At 45.1% G+C, this 20,204-nt stretch carries 24 protein-coding genes and 1 other RNA gene; 17 read left to right on the top strand and 8 right to left on the bottom strand.

Translation table 11 applies throughout. The features are described 5' to 3' along the window. Nucleotides 1-7 precede the first annotated feature (7 nt). The 11 genes from rnpB to HMPREF1222_RS13250 all read left to right on the top strand — a co-directional run bounded on the left by rnpB (nt 8) and on the right by HMPREF1222_RS13250 (nt 10,375). Nucleotides 8-351: RNase P RNA component class A (gene rnpB / locus HMPREF1222_RS12400), an RNA gene on the top strand. A gap of 31 nt (nt 352-382) precedes the next feature. Beyond that, entirely contained in the window at nt 383-1,318 is a 936-nt protein-coding gene (locus tag HMPREF1222_RS02735) for a tetratricopeptide repeat protein (RefSeq protein ID WP_016518114.1), read from the top strand. A gap of 165 nt (nt 1,319-1,483) precedes the next feature. Then, nucleotides 1,484-2,518, top strand: coding sequence for a rod shape-determining protein (locus HMPREF1222_RS02730; protein WP_016518113.1), 1,035 nt, complete (start codon nt 1,484-1,486; stop codon nt 2,516-2,518). Between the two features lie 4 nt (nt 2,519-2,522). Beyond that, on the top strand, nt 2,523-3,386 hold the full coding sequence (gene mreC / locus HMPREF1222_RS02725) for a rod shape-determining protein MreC (RefSeq protein ID WP_006189293.1): 864 nt from the start codon (nt 2,523-2,525) through the stop codon (nt 3,384-3,386). After that, nucleotides 3,383-3,883 (top strand): rod shape-determining protein MreD, encoded by a 501-nt coding sequence (gene mreD / locus HMPREF1222_RS02720; RefSeq protein ID WP_016518112.1) that lies wholly within the window; start codon nt 3,383-3,385, stop codon nt 3,881-3,883. The genes mreC and mreD overlap by 4 nt, the downstream gene beginning before the upstream one ends. 4 nt (nt 3,884-3,887) lie before the next feature. Beyond that, nucleotides 3,888-5,747 carry a penicillin-binding protein 2 gene (gene mrdA, locus HMPREF1222_RS02715; protein ID WP_016518111.1) on the top strand — a complete coding sequence of 620 codons (1,860 nt, stop codon included), beginning with the start codon at nt 3,888-3,890 and terminating at the stop codon, nt 5,745-5,747. After that, nucleotides 5,744-7,045, top strand: a complete 1,302-nt coding sequence (gene rodA / locus HMPREF1222_RS02710) for a rod shape-determining protein RodA (RefSeq protein WP_016518110.1) — start codon at nt 5,744-5,746, stop codon at nt 7,043-7,045. Before mrdA ends, rodA begins: the two co-directional genes overlap by 4 nt. A 56-nt stretch (nt 7,046-7,101) precedes the next feature. Continuing rightward, nucleotides 7,102-7,791: a late competence development ComFB family protein gene (locus HMPREF1222_RS02705; RefSeq protein WP_016518109.1), complete on the top strand. Its 690-nt coding sequence runs from the start codon at nt 7,102-7,104 to the stop codon at nt 7,789-7,791. Nucleotides 7,792-7,813: 22 nt separating this feature from the next. After that, entirely contained in the window at nt 7,814-8,449 is a 636-nt protein-coding gene (locus tag HMPREF1222_RS02700; RefSeq protein WP_006189299.1) for an adenylate kinase, read from the top strand. Nucleotides 8,450-8,499: 50 nt separating this feature from the next. Continuing rightward, nucleotides 8,500-9,879, top strand: a complete 1,380-nt coding sequence (mnmE, locus tag HMPREF1222_RS02695; RefSeq protein WP_016518108.1) for a tRNA uridine-5-carboxymethylaminomethyl(34) synthesis GTPase MnmE — start codon at nt 8,500-8,502, stop codon at nt 9,877-9,879. 58 nt (nt 9,880-9,937) lie between these two features. Then, complete coding sequence (locus tag HMPREF1222_RS13250; protein ID WP_342302482.1) at nt 9,938-10,375, top strand: CC/Se motif family (seleno)protein; 438 nt, start codon at nt 9,938-9,940, stop codon at nt 10,373-10,375. A 6-nt stretch (nt 10,376-10,381) separates the two neighbouring features. Here HMPREF1222_RS13250 and HMPREF1222_RS02685 read toward each other — a convergent pair whose 3' ends face one another. The 8 genes from HMPREF1222_RS02685 to HMPREF1222_RS12905 form a co-directional block, all read right to left on the bottom strand. Beyond that, nucleotides 10,382-11,098 (bottom strand): GTP pyrophosphokinase, encoded by a 717-nt coding sequence (locus HMPREF1222_RS02685; protein ID WP_016518105.1) that lies wholly within the window; start codon nt 11,096-11,098, stop codon nt 10,382-10,384. Between the two features lie 71 nt (nt 11,099-11,169). Next, on the bottom strand, nt 11,170-12,927 hold the full coding sequence (locus tag HMPREF1222_RS02680; protein WP_016518104.1) for an ABC transporter ATP-binding protein: 1,758 nt from the start codon (nt 12,925-12,927) through the stop codon (nt 11,170-11,172). 4 nt (nt 12,928-12,931) lie between these two features. Beyond that, complete coding sequence (locus tag HMPREF1222_RS02675; protein ID WP_016518103.1) at nt 12,932-13,363, bottom strand: GNAT family N-acetyltransferase; 432 nt, start codon at nt 13,361-13,363, stop codon at nt 12,932-12,934. A gap of 44 nt (nt 13,364-13,407) precedes the next feature. Beyond that, nucleotides 13,408-15,123, bottom strand: a complete 1,716-nt coding sequence (locus HMPREF1222_RS02670) for an ABC transporter ATP-binding protein (protein ID WP_016518102.1) — start codon at nt 15,121-15,123, stop codon at nt 13,408-13,410. Nucleotides 15,124-15,382: 259 nt separating this feature from the next. Continuing rightward, nucleotides 15,383-16,018: a TetR/AcrR family transcriptional regulator gene (locus HMPREF1222_RS02665; protein ID WP_016518101.1), complete on the bottom strand. Its 636-nt coding sequence runs from the start codon at nt 16,016-16,018 to the stop codon at nt 15,383-15,385. A gap of 105 nt (nt 16,019-16,123) precedes the next feature. Further along, complete coding sequence (locus tag HMPREF1222_RS02660) at nt 16,124-16,531, bottom strand: PIN domain-containing protein (RefSeq protein WP_016518100.1); 408 nt, start codon at nt 16,529-16,531, stop codon at nt 16,124-16,126. Next, entirely contained in the window at nt 16,512-16,754 is a 243-nt protein-coding gene (locus HMPREF1222_RS02655) for a DUF6364 family protein (protein ID WP_016518099.1), read from the bottom strand. The genes HMPREF1222_RS02660 and HMPREF1222_RS02655 overlap by 20 nt, the downstream gene beginning before the upstream one ends. Before the next feature lie 231 nt (nt 16,755-16,985). Next, nucleotides 16,986-17,192, bottom strand: a complete 207-nt coding sequence (locus tag HMPREF1222_RS12905; protein WP_038076447.1) for a hypothetical protein — start codon at nt 17,190-17,192, stop codon at nt 16,986-16,988. Here HMPREF1222_RS12905 and HMPREF1222_RS13385 point away from each other — a divergent pair. From HMPREF1222_RS13385 to HMPREF1222_RS02625, 6 genes are all read left to right on the top strand, one after another. Then, complete coding sequence (locus HMPREF1222_RS13385; protein WP_425314947.1) at nt 17,148-17,480, top strand: recombinase zinc ribbon domain-containing protein; 333 nt, start codon at nt 17,148-17,150, stop codon at nt 17,478-17,480. The genes HMPREF1222_RS12905 and HMPREF1222_RS13385 overlap by 45 nt on opposite strands. A 70-nt stretch (nt 17,481-17,550) precedes the next feature. Further along, on the top strand, nt 17,551-17,988 hold the full coding sequence (locus tag HMPREF1222_RS02645; protein ID WP_016518098.1) for a radical SAM mobile pair system MarR family transcriptional regulator: 438 nt from the start codon (nt 17,551-17,553) through the stop codon (nt 17,986-17,988). Further along, nucleotides 17,985-18,674: a radical SAM mobile pair protein A gene (locus HMPREF1222_RS02640; RefSeq protein WP_016518097.1), complete on the top strand. Its 690-nt coding sequence runs from the start codon at nt 17,985-17,987 to the stop codon at nt 18,672-18,674. The genes HMPREF1222_RS02645 and HMPREF1222_RS02640 overlap by 4 nt, the downstream gene beginning before the upstream one ends. Next, nucleotides 18,662-19,570, top strand: coding sequence for a radical SAM mobile pair protein B (locus HMPREF1222_RS02635; protein ID WP_006188103.1), 909 nt, complete (start codon nt 18,662-18,664; stop codon nt 19,568-19,570). Before HMPREF1222_RS02640 ends, HMPREF1222_RS02635 begins: the two co-directional genes overlap by 13 nt. 127 nt (nt 19,571-19,697) lie before the next feature. Next, a complete protein-coding gene (locus HMPREF1222_RS12450; RefSeq protein ID WP_016518096.1) occupies nt 19,698-19,931 on the top strand; it encodes a hypothetical protein in 234 nt (77 codons plus the stop codon). 13 nt (nt 19,932-19,944) lie between these two features. Next, a complete protein-coding gene (locus HMPREF1222_RS02625; RefSeq protein ID WP_016518095.1) occupies nt 19,945-20,181 on the top strand; it encodes a plasmid recombination protein in 237 nt (78 codons plus the stop codon). Nucleotides 20,182-20,204 lie beyond the last annotated feature (23 nt).

Raw genomic sequence — 20,204 nt, 5'->3', positions numbered from 1 at the left:
CGTTAAGATAGAGAGCCGGTAACCGCCGTGTATACGGAGGAAAGTCCGGACTCCTTCGGAGATGATGCCGGCTAACGGCCGGGCGCTTGTGTTGTAAAATGCAGGCGACAGACAGCGCAACAGAAAATAAACCGCCGGTAAAACGGTAAGGGTGAAAAGGCGGGGTAAGAGCCCACCGCGCTTCCGGTAACGGGGCGGCAGTGCAAGCCTCATCAGGAGCAAAATTGAATAGTAAAGGATATCCGATCCTCTATTTACGGGTTGATTGCGGAAATTTCTGCAGCAATGCAGCAATAAGATAGATGGTTACCCTGTTCGCAGACAGAATCCGGCTTACGGCTCTCTATTTTTATTTTTATAGAAGGATAGTAATTAAGAACCTATGAAATCGAGGCAGCACGGCAGCACACAGTATTCTTCCAAATCGCATATCGTACGGTATGTGCTTCTTTTTTTGTGCATTGCCTTCATTGTTGCCGGTGCGGTATTTTTTCTCGGCATTTATCGGTCGCGTTATTTCCGTGTACCTTCGATGAACACAGTGTATACCGATTGGGAACATAACGATTATGCGGAAGTGTATGCAAAGACCGCGCAAATCTTAGAAAAGCGGCCGATGGACGGAACTGCGCTTGCACTGCACGGGTTTGCAGCCTACTATCTTTTTGCCGAACAAACCGACTTATCCATCGGCGCCGACTATCTTACTGCAGCCATCGTGCATTTACGCAGGGCTCTTTATCTGACGAAAGATAAAGATATTCCTAAAATCGCTTATGTGCTCGGTAAGGCCTATTACCAACAGGGGTATTACTACGCAGATCTTGCCGTCAAGTATTTGGATGAGGCCTATACCGGCGGTATCGATGCAAGCGATTTATCCGAATTCCGCGGTATGGCGGCTTCTTTATTAGGCGATACCGATAAGGCGATAGAGGCGTTTACGCAAGCGCTTGCGGTGAATCCTTCGGATTTTGTGCTGTATGCCGTGGCGGAAAATTATAAAAAGAAGGGCGATATACAAAATGCAAAACTCTATCTTTTTGAAACGATAAAAAAAACCGGCGATGCCGTGCTGGAGGTACGGTGCCGGAATCAGCTTGGGCTTCTCTTTTTGGAGGAGAACAAGCCGGAAGAGGCGCTGGAGCAGTTTAACACCGTGCTCGAAAAAGATGTCAATTCTGCAGATGCGCATTACGGTCTGGGTCTGATATATGAAATGCAAGGGGATATGATAAAAGCGCGGTATGAATGGCGCTCTGCAATACGGCTGAATCCCATACATGCGGAAACGCGTGCAAAATTAAATATAAAATAGCATGGGCATCTCTAAAAACTTGGTTAGATTTTAGAGATGCCCGACGAGTTTAAAATTAAGTCTTTATACAATAATGACTTAATTTTAAACATCGCGGCTAAATCTAAGGAAAACCTCTAAAAACTGAAGTTTTTAGAGGTTCACAATAGGAGGAACGTTCGGGGTATGGGCTTTTTTAAAAGATTTTCTGCCGATATAGGCATCGATTTAGGAACCTGTAATACTATTATCTATATAAAAGGGAAGGGGATTGTCGTTAATGAACCTTCGGTTGTCGCTGTGGAGCGCGGGACAAAATCGGTAGTGGCGGTCGGCGCCGAGGCTAAACGGATGCTGTGGAGAACGCCCGGTAATATTATCGCTATCAGGCCGCTGAAAGACGGTGTTATAGCTGATAAAGATACGACTGAAAAAATGATCCGGTACTTTATTTCCAAAATTCTGCCGCGCCACCGGCTTATTAAGCCGCGCATGGTTATCGGAATACCGAGCTGTATTACCGATGTGGAAAGCAGCGCCGTACACGAAAGCGCGTTGAAAGCGGGGGCAGGCAGCGTCGAAGTGCTTGAAGAATCGCTTGCAGCGGCCATCGGCGCGAATATCCCGATTACCGAACCTGCCGGCAATATGGTATGCGATATCGGCGGCGGTACAACGGAAGTGTCGGTTATTTCGCTGCTCGGCATGGTTGTTACCAATGCAATCCGCGTCGGCGGCGACGAATTCGATCAGGCTATCATTAAGCACATCCGTTCCGTGCACAACCTCATCATCGGCGAGCAAACTGCCGAGCGTCTTAAAATTGAAATCGGTAATGCGTTCCCCGAAAAGAATATGGAGCGTGTAGAAATTAAAGGAACGGACGCCATTACCGGACTCCCCCGCCGCCTCGAAATCGATTCGGTGGAGGTACGCGAGGCGCTGCGCGAACCCATTACCCAGATTGTCGAAGAGATAAAAACAACGCTCGCTCAAACTCCTCCGGAACTGGCGGCGGATATTGTCGAGCGGGGCATCGTAATGACCGGGGGCGGGTCTCTGCTGAAAGGTTTGCCCAAACTTATCTCTAAGGAAGCGCACGTCCCGGTTATCCTTGCCGAAAACCCCATGGACTGCGTGGCGATCGGCGCCGGGAAATACTACGATGTGTATAAGGATATGTCGGGTAACCGCAGTTTGTACGAGAGTTTAAACCGCTAATACAATGAAAAGAAAATTTTCATTTAGAATAAAGCTTGATGTTTTTTTGCTGATATTTCTGCTCATCATATCTTCCGTTTTACTGACCTTTTCCGGCGGCCGGTTTATCATCGATTTTAAATCGGTCGGTTTTTCGGTTGCCGCTGGGACGGAGAACGCAGTGCATTCGGTGTCGGCATTCGTAACGGATACGGTGTCGGCAGTGCGGGAACTTGCGGAACTGCGTTCAAAGTATCTGGAGCTCAGCGAAAAACTAAAAGACTACGAGCTTTTACAGCGTTCCAATGCCGATATACGCCGCGAAAACAGAGAATTGAAAGAACTTCTCGGTTTTGCGGATACGATTGCCTATAAGAATATTCCGGCGCAGATTTCCGGATTTGATCCCGATAATCTCTATTCCGGCATTATCATTAACCGCGGTGCAAAACACGGCGTGCGTAAAAATATGCCGGTACTGGCGTTTCAGGGCAGTAATGTCGGCTTGGTCGGTAAAATAGTACAAACCGGCAGGGATAGCAGTATGATTATCCCAATATATGATTATCAATGTTATGTTGCCGCATCCGTTCAAACGACAAAACATCGGGGGTTGGTGAACGGTCAAGGTACGGCCGACCTTCCGCTGATTATGCGCTATGTACAAAAACGGGCTAAGGACGAAATAAGCATCGGCGATAGAATTCTTGCATCGGGTGAAAATGACTTGTTCCCTAAAGACAGCCCTATCGGTGTCGTAACCGGTATTAGAGTGCATGATTATGAAACCTATCTTGAGTTGACGGTACAGCCGATTATCGATTTTTCCCGGCTTGATTATGTATTTGTACTGGATATGTCGGGGACTAACGAGGGGGCGGCAGAGTGAGAAGGGTTGTTTTGTGGACTATTGCCGCTGCCTTTTTGCTCGGTATATTTGAAACGGCTATTCTGTCTCATATCCGGTTTTTACCTGCGCTGCCCGATTTAATTTTAATTCTTGTGGTTTATATTGCCTTGCATAACGGAACCGTTGCAGGCGTTACGGCAGGTTTTTTTTCGGGACTTATTTTCGATTTTCTGTCCCTCGCGCCGATGGGGCTCCATTCTTTTGTATTTACCGTACTCGGTTTCCTTTACGGATTGCTGTACCGAAAATATAATGTACGCCGCTTCTTTTTTCCGTTCATACTCGGCCTTTCCGCTACATTTTTGAAGGCGGGTATTCTATTCATATTGAATATCCTATTCGGGCAGAGTATTCAGGTATATAATTTACTTGCTCTGACTTTTTGGATTGAAGCGGCGGGCAATGCCGTTTGTGCTCCGTTATTATTTATGTTACTTGGATTATTTCCGAACGCTTTTGAAATAAGGGAACTGTGAGTTTATGTACGAGCAGGATTTTCAACAAATTAATAAACGGTTGAAATATTTCAGCATCTTTGTTTTCTGTGTATTGGTGATATATATCTTTAGATTGTTTTCTATGCAGATTGTTCAAGGTGCGCAGTTTAGAAAACAGTCTCAAACAATATCGCAGCGTTCGGAACGGATACCGGCGCAGCGCGGAGAAATATTTGACCGCAATGCAAATATCCCGATGGTGCTCAATACCAATACCTTCGCCGTATCGGTTATTCCCGGAGAAATTCCTAAAGCGGCGCTGCCTACGGTAATGGCACGCCTTGCTGGGCTGCTTCAAATTCCTGTTGCAGAAGTTGAAAAAAAACTCCCGCAAAATATCCGCCGCTCCTTTCAGAGCGTCGAAATACGTTCCAATCTTCCCTACGAAGTTATTACCTCGCTTGCGGAGAACATCGATGAACTGCCCGGCGTGTCGTGGCATTCAAAACCGATGCGCAACTACGTTGAAACGCGCTCGTTCTCCCATATTCTCGGCTATGTCGGCGATATAACAAAAGAAGAACTCAAGACCTTTTATAATAAAGGCTATACGGCGAATACTTCGATCGGTAAGGCCGGTATCGAAAAATACTATGACGAATGGCTGCGCGGAGAGGACGGCAGCGAGTACCGTACGGTTGATGCAAAGGGACGGTTAATTGAGAACAGCACTACGGTGATTCCTCCTAAGATGGGAAATAATTTGATTTTGACCATCGACCGGAAAATTCAGGAATTGGCGGAAGATGCGCTTGGGCCGCGTATCGGTGCAGCTGTTGTATTGAAACCGGCAACGGGAGAAATCCTTGCCCTTGTGTCGTATCCTTATTTTGATTCCAATCTTTTCTTAAATGATAACGGTAATGAGATGTATGCTCAGCTCTTGCATGATACCCGTAATCCTCTATTAAACAGGGCGGTCAATGCAAGCTATCCGCCTGCTTCGACGTTTAAAATTGTTATGTCAACCGCTATCCTTGCGGAAAAGGCCTTCCCTCCTGAAAAGAAAGTACAGTGTTCCGGCGAAGTGGAATACGGTAACCATTTATTCCGCTGCCATATCAGGCGGCCGGGGCATGGATATTTGGATTTACGGAATGCACTTGCGCAGTCCTGCGATATTTATTACTGGACGGTATGCCGCGATAACCTCGGAATCGATAAGATGGTCGATTATGTCCGCGACTTCGGTTACGGCAAATCGGCCGAAATCGACTTACCGAGTCAAGCAAGCGGTCAGGTACCTAACCCCGTCTGGAAGGAGCGGCGGTTCCACGAAAAATGGCTCGGCGGCGATACGATGAATATGGCTATCGGGCAGGGGTTTATGCTCGCTTCTCCTTTGCAGGTTGCAAACATGGTGGCAATGGTTGTGAACGGCGGTGTAATCTATAAGCCTCATCTGTTAAAAGAAGTCCGCTCTCCCGGTACCAACGAACTTGTTTTTGAAAAAAAGCCCGAGATATTGCAGCAAAGCGATATTCCGCCGGAAGTGTTCGCACAGGTTCGAGCCGATATGCGGTATACGATTACCGACGGTACTGCACGGTATCCGATGCACAACAAGATTGTCCAGCTTGCAGGAAAAACCGGTACGGCTGAAGTAGGCCTTACGGATAGATGGCATTCATGGATGGCGGCTTACGGACCGTATAATGCCCCGGCGGAAGACGCTGTTATAGTTGTTGTACTGGTTGAGGCTCAGAATAAATGGGAGTGGTGGGCGCCTTATGCGACGAATATTATTTTTCAGGGTATCTTTGCCGATCAAACGTACGAAGAAGCCCTTGAAGCTCTCGGCGGTAAGCGCTTTGCACCGGCGGTAAGGATGCGGCAAGAATGAATCTTAGAAATATTACCAATTTTGATTATCTGCTTTTTTTAGCCGTAATCGCTCTATCGGTTATCGGTATTCTCTTTATTTATTCTTCAGGAGTTAATTCCGACGGTATATCGGTTTCTAATGAATATATCAAACAGCTTATTTGGGTGTCATCGGGATTGGTTTTGCTGTTTGCGGTTGCCGTGTACGACTATACAAAAATCGCCGATCGCTCTTTATTGCTCTACGTCATTACGATGCTCTTATTGGTTTATACGCGGCTATTCGGAAAAAACGTCAAAGGCGCGACAAGCTGGATCGGTATCGGCGATTTCGGCATACAGGTTTCGGAATTTGCAAAAATTATTTATATATTATTTCTTGCATGGTATTTGTCCCGATCCCAGAATGAACCCGAACTGCGCCGGTTTATAAAAGCTGCCGTTATTATGGTCATTCCAATGTTTTTAATTCTGCTGCAGCCTGACCTTGGAACAGCCTCCGTGTATCTTCCGATTTTTTTGATTATGTGTTTTATAGCCGGCATTCCGCTTAGGTATGTGTTCGGCGTATTGGGAATGACCGCTTGTACGCTTATATTCACACTGCTGCCTCTTTGGGAACGGACTATTTTGCGCCGGTCTTCTCTTGCGGTCAAAGTTTTAGGTAATAAAAATATCACGCTGCTGATTATTTTTTCCGTTATCGGTGCGGGTATTATTGCCGCAATCGGATACCTTTTATTAAAAAAACGGTATTATTACTGGATCGGTTATGTGTTCGGTATTCTTGCCGTCTCTTTGTCCGGTGCATTAGTCGGCAGTAGGGTGTTAAAAGACTACCAGATGAAGCGGCTTATTATCTTTTTAGACCCTAATAGCGACCCCCGCGGTGCAGGATGGAATATTATTCAATCGATGACGGCAATCGGTTCGGGCGGAAAAGCAGGATTAGGTTTTTTAAAAGGAACGCAAAGCCATTACCGTTTTTTACCTGAACAGAGTACGGACTTTATTTTCAGTATTTTATCGGAAGAATGGGGCTTTCTCGGCGGCCTTTTGGTATTTGCTCTTTATGCAATTATCTTTGTGCGGATATTCCTTACAATCAAAAAGACGAATGATTTGTTCGGTAAACTCATTGCAGCCGGTATCGTTGGAATGCTGTTTTTTCATTTTGTTGTAAATATCGGGATGGTCATGGGATTTATGCCGATCACGGGGATTCCGCTTCTATTTTTATCCTACGGCGGTTCTTCGTTGTGGACTGCGATGATTGCTATCGGGCTTGTGGTAGGAATAAGACTAAGGCAGCTGTAAAACAGCTTGCAAAATCTATGATGTTACGTTACACTAATTAGATAGGAGTTTTTGTAATGACAATACATAACCTTATGGAAGATTTCGTATACAATGAAGTAAACAAAGTCTTTGATGCTGCAAAAGATAAGGACGAACCGTGGTTTACGTGTAATTGTATGCAATGCCGTTTGGATACGGTTTGTTTTGTTTTAAATCGGATTAAACCGCGGTATACCGCTTCCGGTAGAGGTATGGCGCATTTTTTACAGATTGATCAGTCGGAAAAAAATCAGCTTCTTGCCGATATTTCGACATTGGCATTTGAAGGTATGAAAACTGTTCTGAGTACAAAGCGTTCCCATACATCCTCAGAGCAAGTACTGCCTTCCGGCCATGTATTTAATTTTCCAACCATTACGGGACGTATCTTAGACGGTCAAACGTTTTCTCCTGTTTTTGACATTCCCGTTGCTTTATATTTGGAAGACACCTTAGTTGCTCAGATGAATCACCTCTGGGATAATCCCTATACAATTTCTCAGAAAACACCGGGCACCTATACCTTTTGGCCGTTTCCCGTCCTTGCTTCTGAATTAGGAGAGAAACGTATTTTCAATTTTTATATTCATGCGGAACGGGAAGGGTATGACCCCATTCACTATCATTTTAAACTCGGGTTGGTAAGCGATTTGAGTGTAAAACGGGAACTCGATGCAGAAAGCTGTCATACTTTGCCTGACTTATATCTTTTCAACCGGGTATAAAAATTTAGCATAGAGGCGGTATATGAAACTGGTATTTTTAGGCCCTCCGGGGGCGGGAAAGGGAACTTTAGCATCGGAAGCTGCAAAATATTACGGTATTCCTCATATTTCAACAGGTTCGATGTTCCGCACCGCTATAAAAAATCATACTCAGTTGGGAGATAAAATAAAAAAAATCATCGATTCCGGTGCACTTGTCGATGATGAAACCACAGCAGCTCTGGTAAAGGAACGATTAGAGCAGGCTGATGCCCGTCAAGGTTTTATTTTGGACGGCTTTCCGCGGACAATTGTACAAGCGGAAATGCTGGAAAGGTTTTGCAGCCTTGATGCCGTCATAAATTTTGATATTTTAGATGAGGCAGTTATTAAACGGTTGTCGGGTAGGCGGCTATGCCCTTCGTGCGGAAAGAATTTTCATATTGAGTTTATGAAACCGCGGGTTGAAGGCATTTGCGATAATTGCCGCGGTACATTGGTTGTCCGTGAAGATGATAAAATAGAAGCAATTGTAAAGCGGCTTGAAACCTACCGTGAGCAAACCTTTCCGTTAATTGAGTTTTATAAAAATAAGAATCTTCTTATAACTTTGGATGCTCAACCGGCTCCGGAAGTTATCTTAGAGAACTTTATTAAACTATTTTCCCGTAAGCCCTAAAGGCTGCTGCGGCGGGATTAAACTCTCCGCACGGATAAGGATAAAACCGTTTGAATTACACACTCGATGATGAAATTGCCGCTATTGCAACGGCATTGGCTCCTGCTGCACTCGGTATTGTGCGTACTTCCGGGAAGCGGAGTCTCGAATTTATATCCCGCTTTTTTTCCCGTCCTCAAGCCTTGTTACAGGCAAAGGGGCATTCACTGGTGTATGGCTGGATACACGATGAAGGTGTCAAAATCGATGAAGTTGTCCTCTGTGTCTACCGTGCTCCGAAAAGCAATACCGGTGAAAATGCCGTTGAAATTATCTGTCACGGCGGGCCGGGAGTTGTAAAAACCGTCTATCGACTCTGCATTAAAAACGGCTTCCGCGCAGCGGAGCGTGGAGAATTTACCTTCCGCTCGTTTATACACGGTAAGGCGGATTTAACCCGCGCGGAGGCAGTGCGTGAAATTATCGATTCAAAAACACATACTGCACAGAAAAAAGCAGCAGGCCGGCTTTCGGGCAATGTATTCCGGGAAATCGAATCCGTAAAGAGCGATTTAATAACGGCGCTTGCTGCTCTTGAAGTGGGAATTGAATACCCTGAAGATGAAGAGACAATAGCCGATAGTTTTGATGAGACTCTTCTTAAAAAGCCGCTTTCGGCGCTGCAGCTGCTTGCCGATTCATGGCAAACGGAAAAGATATATCAGGCAGGTGTACGGCTCGTGCTTGCGGGTAAAACAAATGCCGGTAAATCTTCTCTTTTTAATGCGCTGCTAAAAGAAGACCGAGCAATAGTGTCGGACATTCACGGTACTACCCGCGACTGGCTTGAAGCGGAACTCGATTTTAAGGGAATCCCCGCGCATATTTTTGATACTGCCGGTCTCCGCGCTACGGAAGATGCAATCGAAGCGATAGGGGTGCGGCGCAGTGTTGAGCTGGCATCGGCAGCCGACATTGTGCTGTATCTGATTGACGGGACAAAGCCGCCGGCAGAAGAAGATATTGCATTTATCCGGGGAAATACCGTACCGCTCATTATTGTGCAAACCAAGGCTGATAAAACGGGGAAGGTAGAGCCGGAAGTCCTGCCGGCGGCTTTGCAGCGGTACCCTGCCGTGAGCTTGAGTTCAAAAACGGGCGCCGGTATGGATAGACTGATCGATACCGTTGTCGATTTGGTAACGGCGGATACCGCGCTGCCGATGCCGGACGGAAATGTCTCGCTCGGTACGGAGCGGCAAAAAGAAGCGGTAACTGCCGCGCTTGAAGCCGTACGATATGCACTTGAAGCCGGGCGCAGCGGATATCCGCTCGACGCCGTCATTCAGGATATAGAGGATGCCGTCCATGCGCTTGGAAGCGTTACCGGCGAAGTACGCTCCGACGATATATTGGATAAAATATTTTCCGGCTTTTGCGTCGGCAAGTGAACCGGTTCGTGTTGACATTACATATCATTATAATATTTCATTTATTGGGGGAATAGTAATGAAAATATATAAAAAAAGTTTACCGTATATATGCTTAATGGTATTGGCATTAGGCTACGCAGGATGCAGCCGTGAAGCGCGGCAAGAGACGGCTCAAACCTGTAGTACATCGAATAATCGTTCGCAAACTGCTGCCGCGTCCGAAAAACCGGTTACTCATGTGGTTTTTGATGATAAGGCGCTGGCAGCGCTTACCAAGCAAAACGCAACTGCCGTTTATTGCATAGCAATGGGAGCGTCGTGAGGCGGTACTATTGTAGATCCGACCGTGATTGTCGGTATGCCCAAAGACATTAATGACTACGATAAATTTGAGGCGGATGGAATTGATGTGTATATGAAAAAAGGAACACATACGCTGGACGGTACCGTAACAATAACTGCAGAAAGCGCTTTTTGGCAGAATATGTTTATCGTGAAAGGAATAGCGCAATAAAAACGTTCAAAGCACAAGAAGTTCAGATGCTGCGGCTTTCCTTTCCGGCTGTTCCTGTTCTTCTTGTGCTTCGATTTCTCTGCTGATATTTTCAAGCTCGATTGCAATGGCATTGATATTCTCTGCACAGCGCCGCAATTTTTCCGTGAATTGAGCGGTGTTATGATCAATTTCTTTCTTATAATATATTTTATGCTCGACGCTTGCCCAGAAATCCATAGCGATTGTCCGGAATTGTACTTCGACCTGCATATACTTTTTCCCTTCGGCAAAGAAAACGGGAATTTCTACAATCAGATGAAGACTGCGGTAGCCGTTCGGTTTAGGATTTTTAATATAATCTTTTCTGGCAAGGAGTTTTATATCATCTTGTTCACAGAGTTTTTCGGCAAGGATATAAATATCTTTCTGGAACGTACAAATAACGCGAATGCCTGCAACGTCATGCAGGTGATGCTCGATATTTTCAATCGATATGTCCAGTCCCATCTTTTTTAATTTACCGATAATACTGATAGGTTTCTTAATCCTGCAAGCAATCGATTCAAAAGGATTACGGTCGTGATCCATCGACAGTTCCGTGTTAAGAACTTCCAGTTTGGTTTGGACTTCCCGCAATGCGCAGCGGTACTGCATCATCAGATGTGCAAACGGGTAGGCCGCCTCCAGTAATTCTTCGGGCTTGTCACTGTTTAATAATTCGTTAAATATAAAACTTGTCAACGATTACCTCAACTTCTAAAATATTATCGGATGTGATCGCTTTATATGATAATGCAAAAGAGCTGTCTTTTCTACACCTTCCATGCGGCGGCGGTTTCACGCATACCGACAAAGCGGGCATAGATACCATCCTGCCGCATCAGTTCGGCATGTTTACCGTGCTGTACAATGCGTCCCTTATCCATGACGAATATTTGATCGGCGTTTTTGATAGTCGACAACCGGTGCGCAATGATGATTGCGGTTTTATCCTTTAAAAGCTCATCGAGGGCGCTCATCAGTTTTTCTTCGTTTTCGGGGTCGACGCTGGAGGTTGCCTCATCGAGAATGACAATGGAACTAGGCTTGAGCATTGCCCGCGCGATGGAAATACGCTGGCGTTCCCCGCCCGAAAGATTGCTGCCGCCTTCCTGTAATACCGTGTCGTAGCCGTTCGGCAGCTCCGTAATAAAGTCATGGCACTGCGCGGCTTTTGCTGCGGCGATAACCTCTCCATCAGTTGCATCAGGTTTTCCGAATTTGATGTTGTTTTTTATCGTATCTTCAAACAAATAGACATCTTGAAATACAAAGGTAAAGTTCGATAAAAACGCATCGTACGCAAAGTCTTTTATATTGGTATCGCCGAGTTGTATTGCTCCTGAATCGACATCCCAAAACCGCGCAATGAGCTGACAAAGGCTTGTCTTGCCCGAACCGGAATAGCCGACCAAGGCGGTTGTGCTGTTTTTCGGAATGTGAACGTCCAAGTTGCGGAAGAGCTTTTCCTCGGTTTGTCCTTTACCGCCGTATCCGAAGGTAATGTTTTTGACGGCAATATCGTCATGCCCATGAGGCAGCTGCATACCTTCCGGCAAGGCCTGAATATTTTTCACTTTAAAGAGCGTATCCAAATTCTGTACCGCGACACCGCGCATCCGCTGCATCGTGCCCGCTATTTCAAAGCCGCCGAACACCACAAAGCTTGCGACAATCAGCATCAGCGTTTTTTCAACATCGATCACCGCAACGGAATAACGGTATAGAGCGCTCACAATAATTGCGACGGTTCCTAATTTGAGCAGCAGTGAGAACACCAGCAGCGAAGGCGTCAGCGTCTTTTCTACGGCAAAGAATCCGGTCTTGCTTTTCTTAATACTCTCCGTGACATTTTTGAGCGCTTCGCTTGTTCTACCGAATGCCTTTACCACGCCGATTCCCTGTACATACTCCAAAATATCGGTACGCAGCTGCAGCTTGAGCTCCGTCAGCTTTGTCGTTACCGCATCCGTCTTTTTTTGAAACAGATTGTTGAATAGTGTTGCAACAACCAATGTGATAAAAATGATACAGCCGGTAACCATATCATACGGAAAGACAAACAGCGCCATGATAACTGTCTGAATACTGCCTGCAAGCATCATTTCGAGGATCATCATATCGATTGTTTCAACGTCGGCAATAACCGTTGTCAATGCCCCGGAAATATCGCCGAGCTTGCTTTCGGAAAAATAACCCATGTGTACGTTTTTCAGTCTATCCCCGATAACGAGCCGGTTCTCCGCCCCCATCGTATACGACGCGATATTTTTATTCCGGTCGGAAATATAGGAAAAAATGATTTTCCCCGTCAGACCTGCCAGCAGAATACAGAACACTGTGATGATGTTGCTTTTTGTAACCGGCTGTGATTGGAATATAGCGCGGCTCAGCGTCAGTAAAAAATAGCCTAAACCGCCGAGTGTAAAACCTTCAAACATGCTTTTCAGCATATCGCAGATAAACATAACCGTTATGCGCTTTGACTGCTTCCCCGCAATCGCGTATATCTTTTTCAGTAAATCAAACATAATCTTACCATTCCTTTATAAAACGTTTTTGCAATTTGGTACAGGTATAGCCGCAGTGTTCGTAAAACGCATGAGCTTCCATCCGGTGTTCGCCGGAGTTAAGACGGATAAAGCGGTAATTCCGGGCGGCGGCTTCGGTTTCTACTGCTTGCAGTAATTGTTTCCCGATTCCGCGGTGCTGATATTCAGGTAAAACAGCCAGTCCCAAAATATTAAAACCCGGTTCGTTGTATAAGAGTTGATATGCTTCGGCATGGATAAAACCGGCAACCGTGTGCGTTGCATCATCCTCGTACACCCGTATAAAATGCTCTGTGTTTTGTAGGAGTTTTTCAATTTGCAGCTTGGTTACCGTCTCCGTTGTTTTATAGCCGAGCGAAACCTCGCTTATGTCTCTAATAGCCTTTGCATCTTCAAGCCGTATATTCCGTATCATCCATTACTCCTTTTAATTCATAATTATGCATTCTTAATTATGAATTAATTATCCCTGCTGCTGATATGGGACTGCCACATGTTTTGATAGAGCGGAGAATTTTGTAAGAGTTCCGCATGTGTGCCTTCTGCGGCAATTTTGCCTTTGTCCAATACAAGGATTTTATCCGCATTGACAACGGTGGAGAGCCGGTGCGCAATCATAATAACCGTCTTATTCTTTACGAGGTTGTCGATGGATTGCTGGATAATAGCCTCGTTTTCGGGATCGGAATAGGCGGTTGCTTCGTCGAGCACAACGATGGGGCTGTCTTTGAGCAGGGCACGGGCAATGGTGAGCCGCTGCCGTTCGCCGCCGGAAAACTTACTGCCTGCGTTCCCCGCATTAGTGTCATATCCGTCGGGCAAGCTCTGAATAAACTCATCGCAGCTTGCTTTTTTACACACAGCGGCGATCTCTTCATCCGTTGCATCTTCTTTTGCCATCTTCAAGTTATCCCGAATGCTCTTGTTGAATAAGAAGTTTTCCTGCGATACGTAGGTAACCAGCTGCATGTTCCGTTCCAAGCTCATGCTGCCGATGTCGGCTTTACCGATGGTGATGTGCCCGCTATCGATATTCCAAAAGCCTGCCAGCAGTTTTGCGATAGTCGATTTGCCGCTGCCGGAAGAACCGACAATCGCGGTCAGCTCGCCTTCCTTTGCGGTAAAGTTCAAACCGTCAAACACCTTTGCGCTGTCCGCCGTGCCGTCTCCGTAGCCGAATACGACATTTTCAAACTGCACATCGTACCCTTGCGGATCGGGAGCGGTATTACTCCGTACCAGCTCCGGCAAATCGAGTACCGATTTTATTTCGCCGAATACTACCCGCACATTCGCCATCGCGTCCGTATACGTCATCGCCTTCAGGAGCGGCTTATATGACGCATAAGAAAGCAGTACGCACATAATCAGCGTAGGGATCGCAATGCCGCCGGTCATAAAGAGGTACAAGCCAACCGGCAGTACGACAAGGAGCGTAGACGGCAGCACTTCCATTGCGGCGACCATCGCAAAGCACACGCTCAAATACCAGTCGAGCATCGAGTCCCGGTTATCCTCCACCGCTTTTTGAAACTTATCATAAGAAGACGCCGATTTATTGAATGCCTTGATCACTTTGATACCCTGAATATATTCGACGGCGGTGGCGTTCATTTTCTTAGAGGCTTCGATATAGCGTTTTGACTTTGCTTCGTAATCCTTCATCATCAGCATCGAAAAGAGCATACCGAGCGGCAGCGTTACGAGGTTTGCAAGCCCGATCTTCCAATTCAATATAAAAATGACCACGACAATGACAATCGGGATGATCACGTTTGCAAGGACTTCGGGAATGACGTGCGCAATCGGTTGTTCCATTTTATCAACCGTTTCCACCATGAATTGAGACCACTTGCCGCTGCTTTTTTCTTCTATCGTACCCATCGAAAGACGGCTGAGTTTTTCGACCACCTGCTTTCGCGTATCCTCGATAATACTGAACGCAAGATTGTGCGAACCGATTGTCGAGATCGAATGCCCGATAATCGAACCTGCCAGACCTGCAAAGATAAGCACGACATGGGGTAAGAAAACACGGTAATCCGTTACGCCGTTTATCAGCTGCGTAACAATGGACGCGACTGCAAAGTACGGAAGAATGCCGCACGCAACGCCGAGAATGGCAACAATCACCGGAAAGATGATTGCACCGATATGCTTTTTTAAAATATCCATATATTCTCCTCTCCATAAAAAGTCAAGAAGAAAGTATCAACTTTCGATTGACTTTTTACGCACGTTCGCAACAAAGTGAGAACGTGCAGATGATATACAAGTTTGCGCTTGAGCAAACTTGAGTAAATAAAAGCCGTGCCATTTGTACGGCTTTTATTTTACACTCCATAAAAAATCTAACCAGAGTTGTTAAAAGATGCCTACTATCTCCTGATAGATCAAAATCGCTGCCGTAGTTTGCTTCCCCGCTCACCACCCATTACGGAAGTCCTAACACCGCTTTCCATCCCGCCTCAAAAAAAGTGGCGAGCGTATGAGCATATTTTAATGCGGTTTCTTTTGGATAATTGTGCAACACAAGTTCGGCAAGGGACGCGTAATGCGCATGTACAAGGATATGCCATTCATCATCTTCCAAATCCCGAAAAGGAATACCCCGCCGCTTTAATTCGGCAAGGAACTTTTTGGTTTCCCGCATTTCGGCACGTACTACCATATCCTGAAAATCTGCGTATTTTGTACCGGCTGAACACATCAGTAAAAGCTTAAATATTTCAAAATGTGCGTAGATATACTCGATCATGCTGCACAAGGTTTCTGCTTCATGTTTCCACAGCTGTAAAAGATCATCGTTTTTTACTAATGCGAACTGCTCCGCTGCGGCATCGTTATACATTTGAGAAATAGTTTGAAAAACCGGGTCTACTATAGCGCCGAAGAGTGCTTCCTTATCCGTAAAATGATTATAGAATGCGCCGTTGGTTACATGAGCTTCCTTGCAAATTTCCCGAATGCTTGCCCGTTCAAAGCCGAACGTCAAAAACTGCTCTTTTGCACATTGCAGCAGATTTTCGTGTGTTTGCTGAAAATTCCTTGGTATACAATCACCCTCCACTAGAACAATATTACAACGTAATATTACACTGTAATTCAGACTATAGCGCAATCAGAAGAAAGATGCAATATCCCGACGGCATTCAATGACGTTTTTTTGTTATGCTCACAGTAGAAAGAATTGTTCAGGCGTATATACCGGAATACGCGATAGCTTAAAATCGGAGATATTACGGGAAAGAATATAATCAATATCGAATGCTACAGCACTGACTTCAATTACCGCATCTTCATAATCCGTTATTGGTGATAGTAATGAATTTTTAAGTATCGTTTCATCAATCGGAATAACATGAAAAATATCGAGCAATGATGAAATGATGGCTGCTACTTTATTCTTATCTTTTTGTTCCTTAAATAAAAAATAGGATAATGTTGTAACTTCATGTGCACAAATGTATCCTGATAATTTTCCTTCAACGCACCTGTTAAGCAACTGCGCAGCCTCTTGATGAAAATTTCGTTTATTTAAGAAATCAAGAATGATATTTAAATCAATGAGCACTTTTTTCATTGAATATGTTCCTTAATTCTTTTTTATCAGGAATGGGCGAATCTTGAAAGATTCCATATAGCGTATGTATTTTGGGATGGAGTGTTTGTGTTTGATCATTTGTTTTTAATTTACTTAAATATTGTTCAAATAATTTTGAAATGGACACGCCATTTTGACGGGAGTATGCATGAGCAAAGTTAATGAGATCATTGTCAATATTAAGCGTTAGTTTTTTTTGCATAGTATTTTTCCTTATACGTATAAAATATAATGCCATACGTAATAATTGTCAAGAAATTATATAAAAGGATATAAATCATCTTCCTCTACTTCTGCGCAAACTCAATCTTGTTCCGCACCCTGTTCAGCTTACTGCAATCAACATACCCCGACGCAAGCGTCGGGGCACAGTGCTCAACGTTTCGCACTGTGTGTTCTATAAGGTGGTTGCAGTCGGCTTTAATACCCTTTGTTACGACGCAAGCGTCGGGGTATTAAATTCTCCGCACGAATAAACACCGAGCGTAAAGTACAGCAATAGGAACAAAAGCTGCATACCGATATTGTTCCAATCGGGACGCAGCATCCGTCCGGTAAAAGTATTTGCACGCACATAATAGTATGTTGGGAAAATGTGGGCGAGCGTAGTAATGCTTTTCGGCAGCCGTTCCTGATCCAAAAAATCCCCGAAATAAAGGCAAGCGACAGGGGCAGCACCGTACCGACAATCCCCAACCGATTGAGCGGTTATCTATATTGTGCCGACTGTGGTAGGAGAATGACTTTGCAAACGCATTACAGCAAGAAAGATGGTTCTATCCAGTATTCTTACCGTTGCGGCGGGTATGCAAGCAGGGTTAATTCTTGTACTTCCCATACAATTAGTGCTGATACTGTTGAAGCCTTGATATTATCGGCAGTTAAACGCTTTTCAAAATTCGTTCTATCGGAATTTACCTCTATTTAGACATACAAACTGTTGACAACAAAACTCCTATATAGTATGATTTGATAAACTACTATATAGGATCTTTTGTATGGAAATGAATGGAGGATTCCTTGTTACCAAAATAAAACAGCTTGGAGACCGGATCTTTGAGAAGATTCTCAGTGAAAAGAATATTGATGCGTTCAATGGAGCCCAGGGTCGTATTCTTTATGTGCTGTGGCAGGAGGATGGAATCCCGATTGGGTCACTCTCGATCAAATGTGGATTAGCGATAACTTCTCTTACGACGATGCTGGAAAGAATGGAAAATCAAGGGCTGATAAGCCGCGTTCAGTCTGAAACGGACAAAAGGAAAACACTCCTGTTTCTGACTGAGAAAGCACATGCCTTAAAGGGCGAGTACGATTCTGTATCTGATGATATGGGCAGCATTTACTACAAAGGTTTTTCGGAGGAAGAAATTACCCGGTTTGAGGAATGCCTCGACCGCATCAGAAAGAATCTTGAGGATTGGCAGGAGTCATGAGTATTTGTATCAAAAATCAGATTCAGAACATGAATATCGTCATCGGCTGCACAGTGGGGTGTGCATATTGCTATGCCCGCAACAATGTGAAACGCTGGCATATGATTGATGATTTCTCTGTTTCTGAGTTCTTCCCATGTAAGCTCAAGATGATGGAAAAGAAACGTCCGCAGAACTTTCTTCTTACCGGCATGAGCGATCTCTCCGGATGGAAGCTGGAATGGAGAGACGAGGTATTTGCAAAGATCCGTGAAAATCCACAGCATCAGTTCCTGTTTCTTACCAAGCGCCCCGATCTGCTGGATTTTGATACCGATCTGGAAAACGCATGGTTTGGCGTTACAGTAACGAGGAAAGCAGAACTGTGGCGTATTGACGCCCTTCGGAAAAACGTCAGAGCAAAACACTACCATGTTACCTTTGAACCGTTATTCGACGATCCCGGTTCAGTTGACCTTTCCAGAATCAACTGGATTGTTGTCGGCACCATGACTGGAGCTCAGAGCAGGAAGGTTCATACGGAGCCGGAGTGGGCATGGTCTCTGACGGACCAGGCACACGCGCTCGGCATTCCGGTGTTTATGAAGGAAGACCTTGTCTCTATCATAGGGGATGAAAATATGATTCAGGAAATGCCAGAAGAATTCAATAAAGTGTTGGTGGTACAGAGATCATGGCAGAAGTAATCGATGGAATCCTCATTAGTGAGGTGGAAACAAAGAACATCATGACCAAGTCCAGTCTGCCGGTAGGCGGTTACTCGGTCAATCCCTATGTAGGCTGTACACATGCCTGCAAGTATTGCTATGCTTCTTTTATGAAGCGCTTTACCGGACACAAGGAGGAATGGGGCACTTTCCTTGATGTGAAGCATTGGCCGGAAATTAAAAATCCGAAGAAATATGCCGGACAGCGTGTGGTCATCGGTTCTGTGACGGATGGCTACAATCCACAGGAGGAGCAATTCGGGAATACCAGAAAACTTCTGGAGCAGCTGATCGGCAGTGACGCAGATATTCTAATCTGCACAAAGTCTGATCTTGTGGTACGGGATATTGATCTGCTGAAGAAGCTTGGACGAGTAACCGTTTCATGGTCGATCAACACACTGGATGAAAATTTCAAGAACGATATGGACTCTGCTTCGAGCATTGAGCGTCGTATCGCTTCTATGAAGCAGGTATATGATGCAGGTATCCGTACAGTCTGTTTCGTATCCCCGGTATTCCCCGGTATCACGGATTTTGAAGCGATCTTTGAGCGGGTAAAGGGTCAGTGCGATCTGTTCTGGCTCGAAAATCTCAATCTTCGGGGCGGTTTCAAGAAGACGATTATGGATTATATCGCTGGAAAATATCCTGATCTTGTACCGCTTTATGATGAGATCTATAACAAGCATAACCGCAGCTACTTTGAAGCACTTGAAGTAAAAGCTGAGGGAATGGCTAAAAAGTATGATTGTCCCTTTGTGGATAATGAAATGCCTTATGGCAGAGTCCCGCAGGGACATCCGGTGATCGTGGATTATTTCTATCATGAGGAAATCCGAGGGACAGAAAATACCGGAAAAAGAAATCGTTAAACAGAAATTGACCGAGCTCTTTGAACGAGGGAGACTCCTTGTCCGAAGGGCAAGAAGGTGCAACCGAGAAGACTTAGAACAATTCCAGTTTGCCAGTATCTTAAACAGAAATGGGAAAAGCAAGTTAATGCTTTCCGTTGCCACCCTGCTCTCTAAGGGTGTACCTCTACCCTTTACCGAAGCAGAAGAAGCGTTCCAATCCCTCGCCCCGAAAATCGGCAGACCTAATGATAAGGAAGTCAGGGCGAAAGCGTTTCTGATTGAAATGCTGAAAGAGGGAGAAATGCTTTCTTCGGATTGTGAAGAAAAACTTGAAGCCGCAGGGTTCAAGAAATCGACCATTAAAAAGGCAAAGGAATGAAACCTATGAAAATATGAATGTGATTGAGGAGCGCATACCCTACAATGTGCATTTCAAAAAGCCTTTTGCCCCGACCTATATGGAGCAGTTGAATCAGATGGAAACTGACGGTCTGGTGTCGCTTCGTGGATTAAGAAAAGGCACAACATTGTTCAATAAGATTGTGATTGATGTGAACACAATGTACTTTGAGCGTAGCGGCGGCTACGAATATACTGCGCCCGTAGAACAGAACAGAAAAAAAGAGTAATTTAAGGTGGAAAAAGCAGAGCA

Source organism: Treponema vincentii F0403 (assembly GCF_000412995.1).
GTDB lineage: Bacteria > Spirochaetota > Spirochaetia > Treponematales > Treponemataceae > Treponema > Treponema vincentii.
The sequence above is the reverse complement of the archived record's forward strand: the minus strand, read 5'-3'. Positions and strand labels throughout refer to the sequence as shown.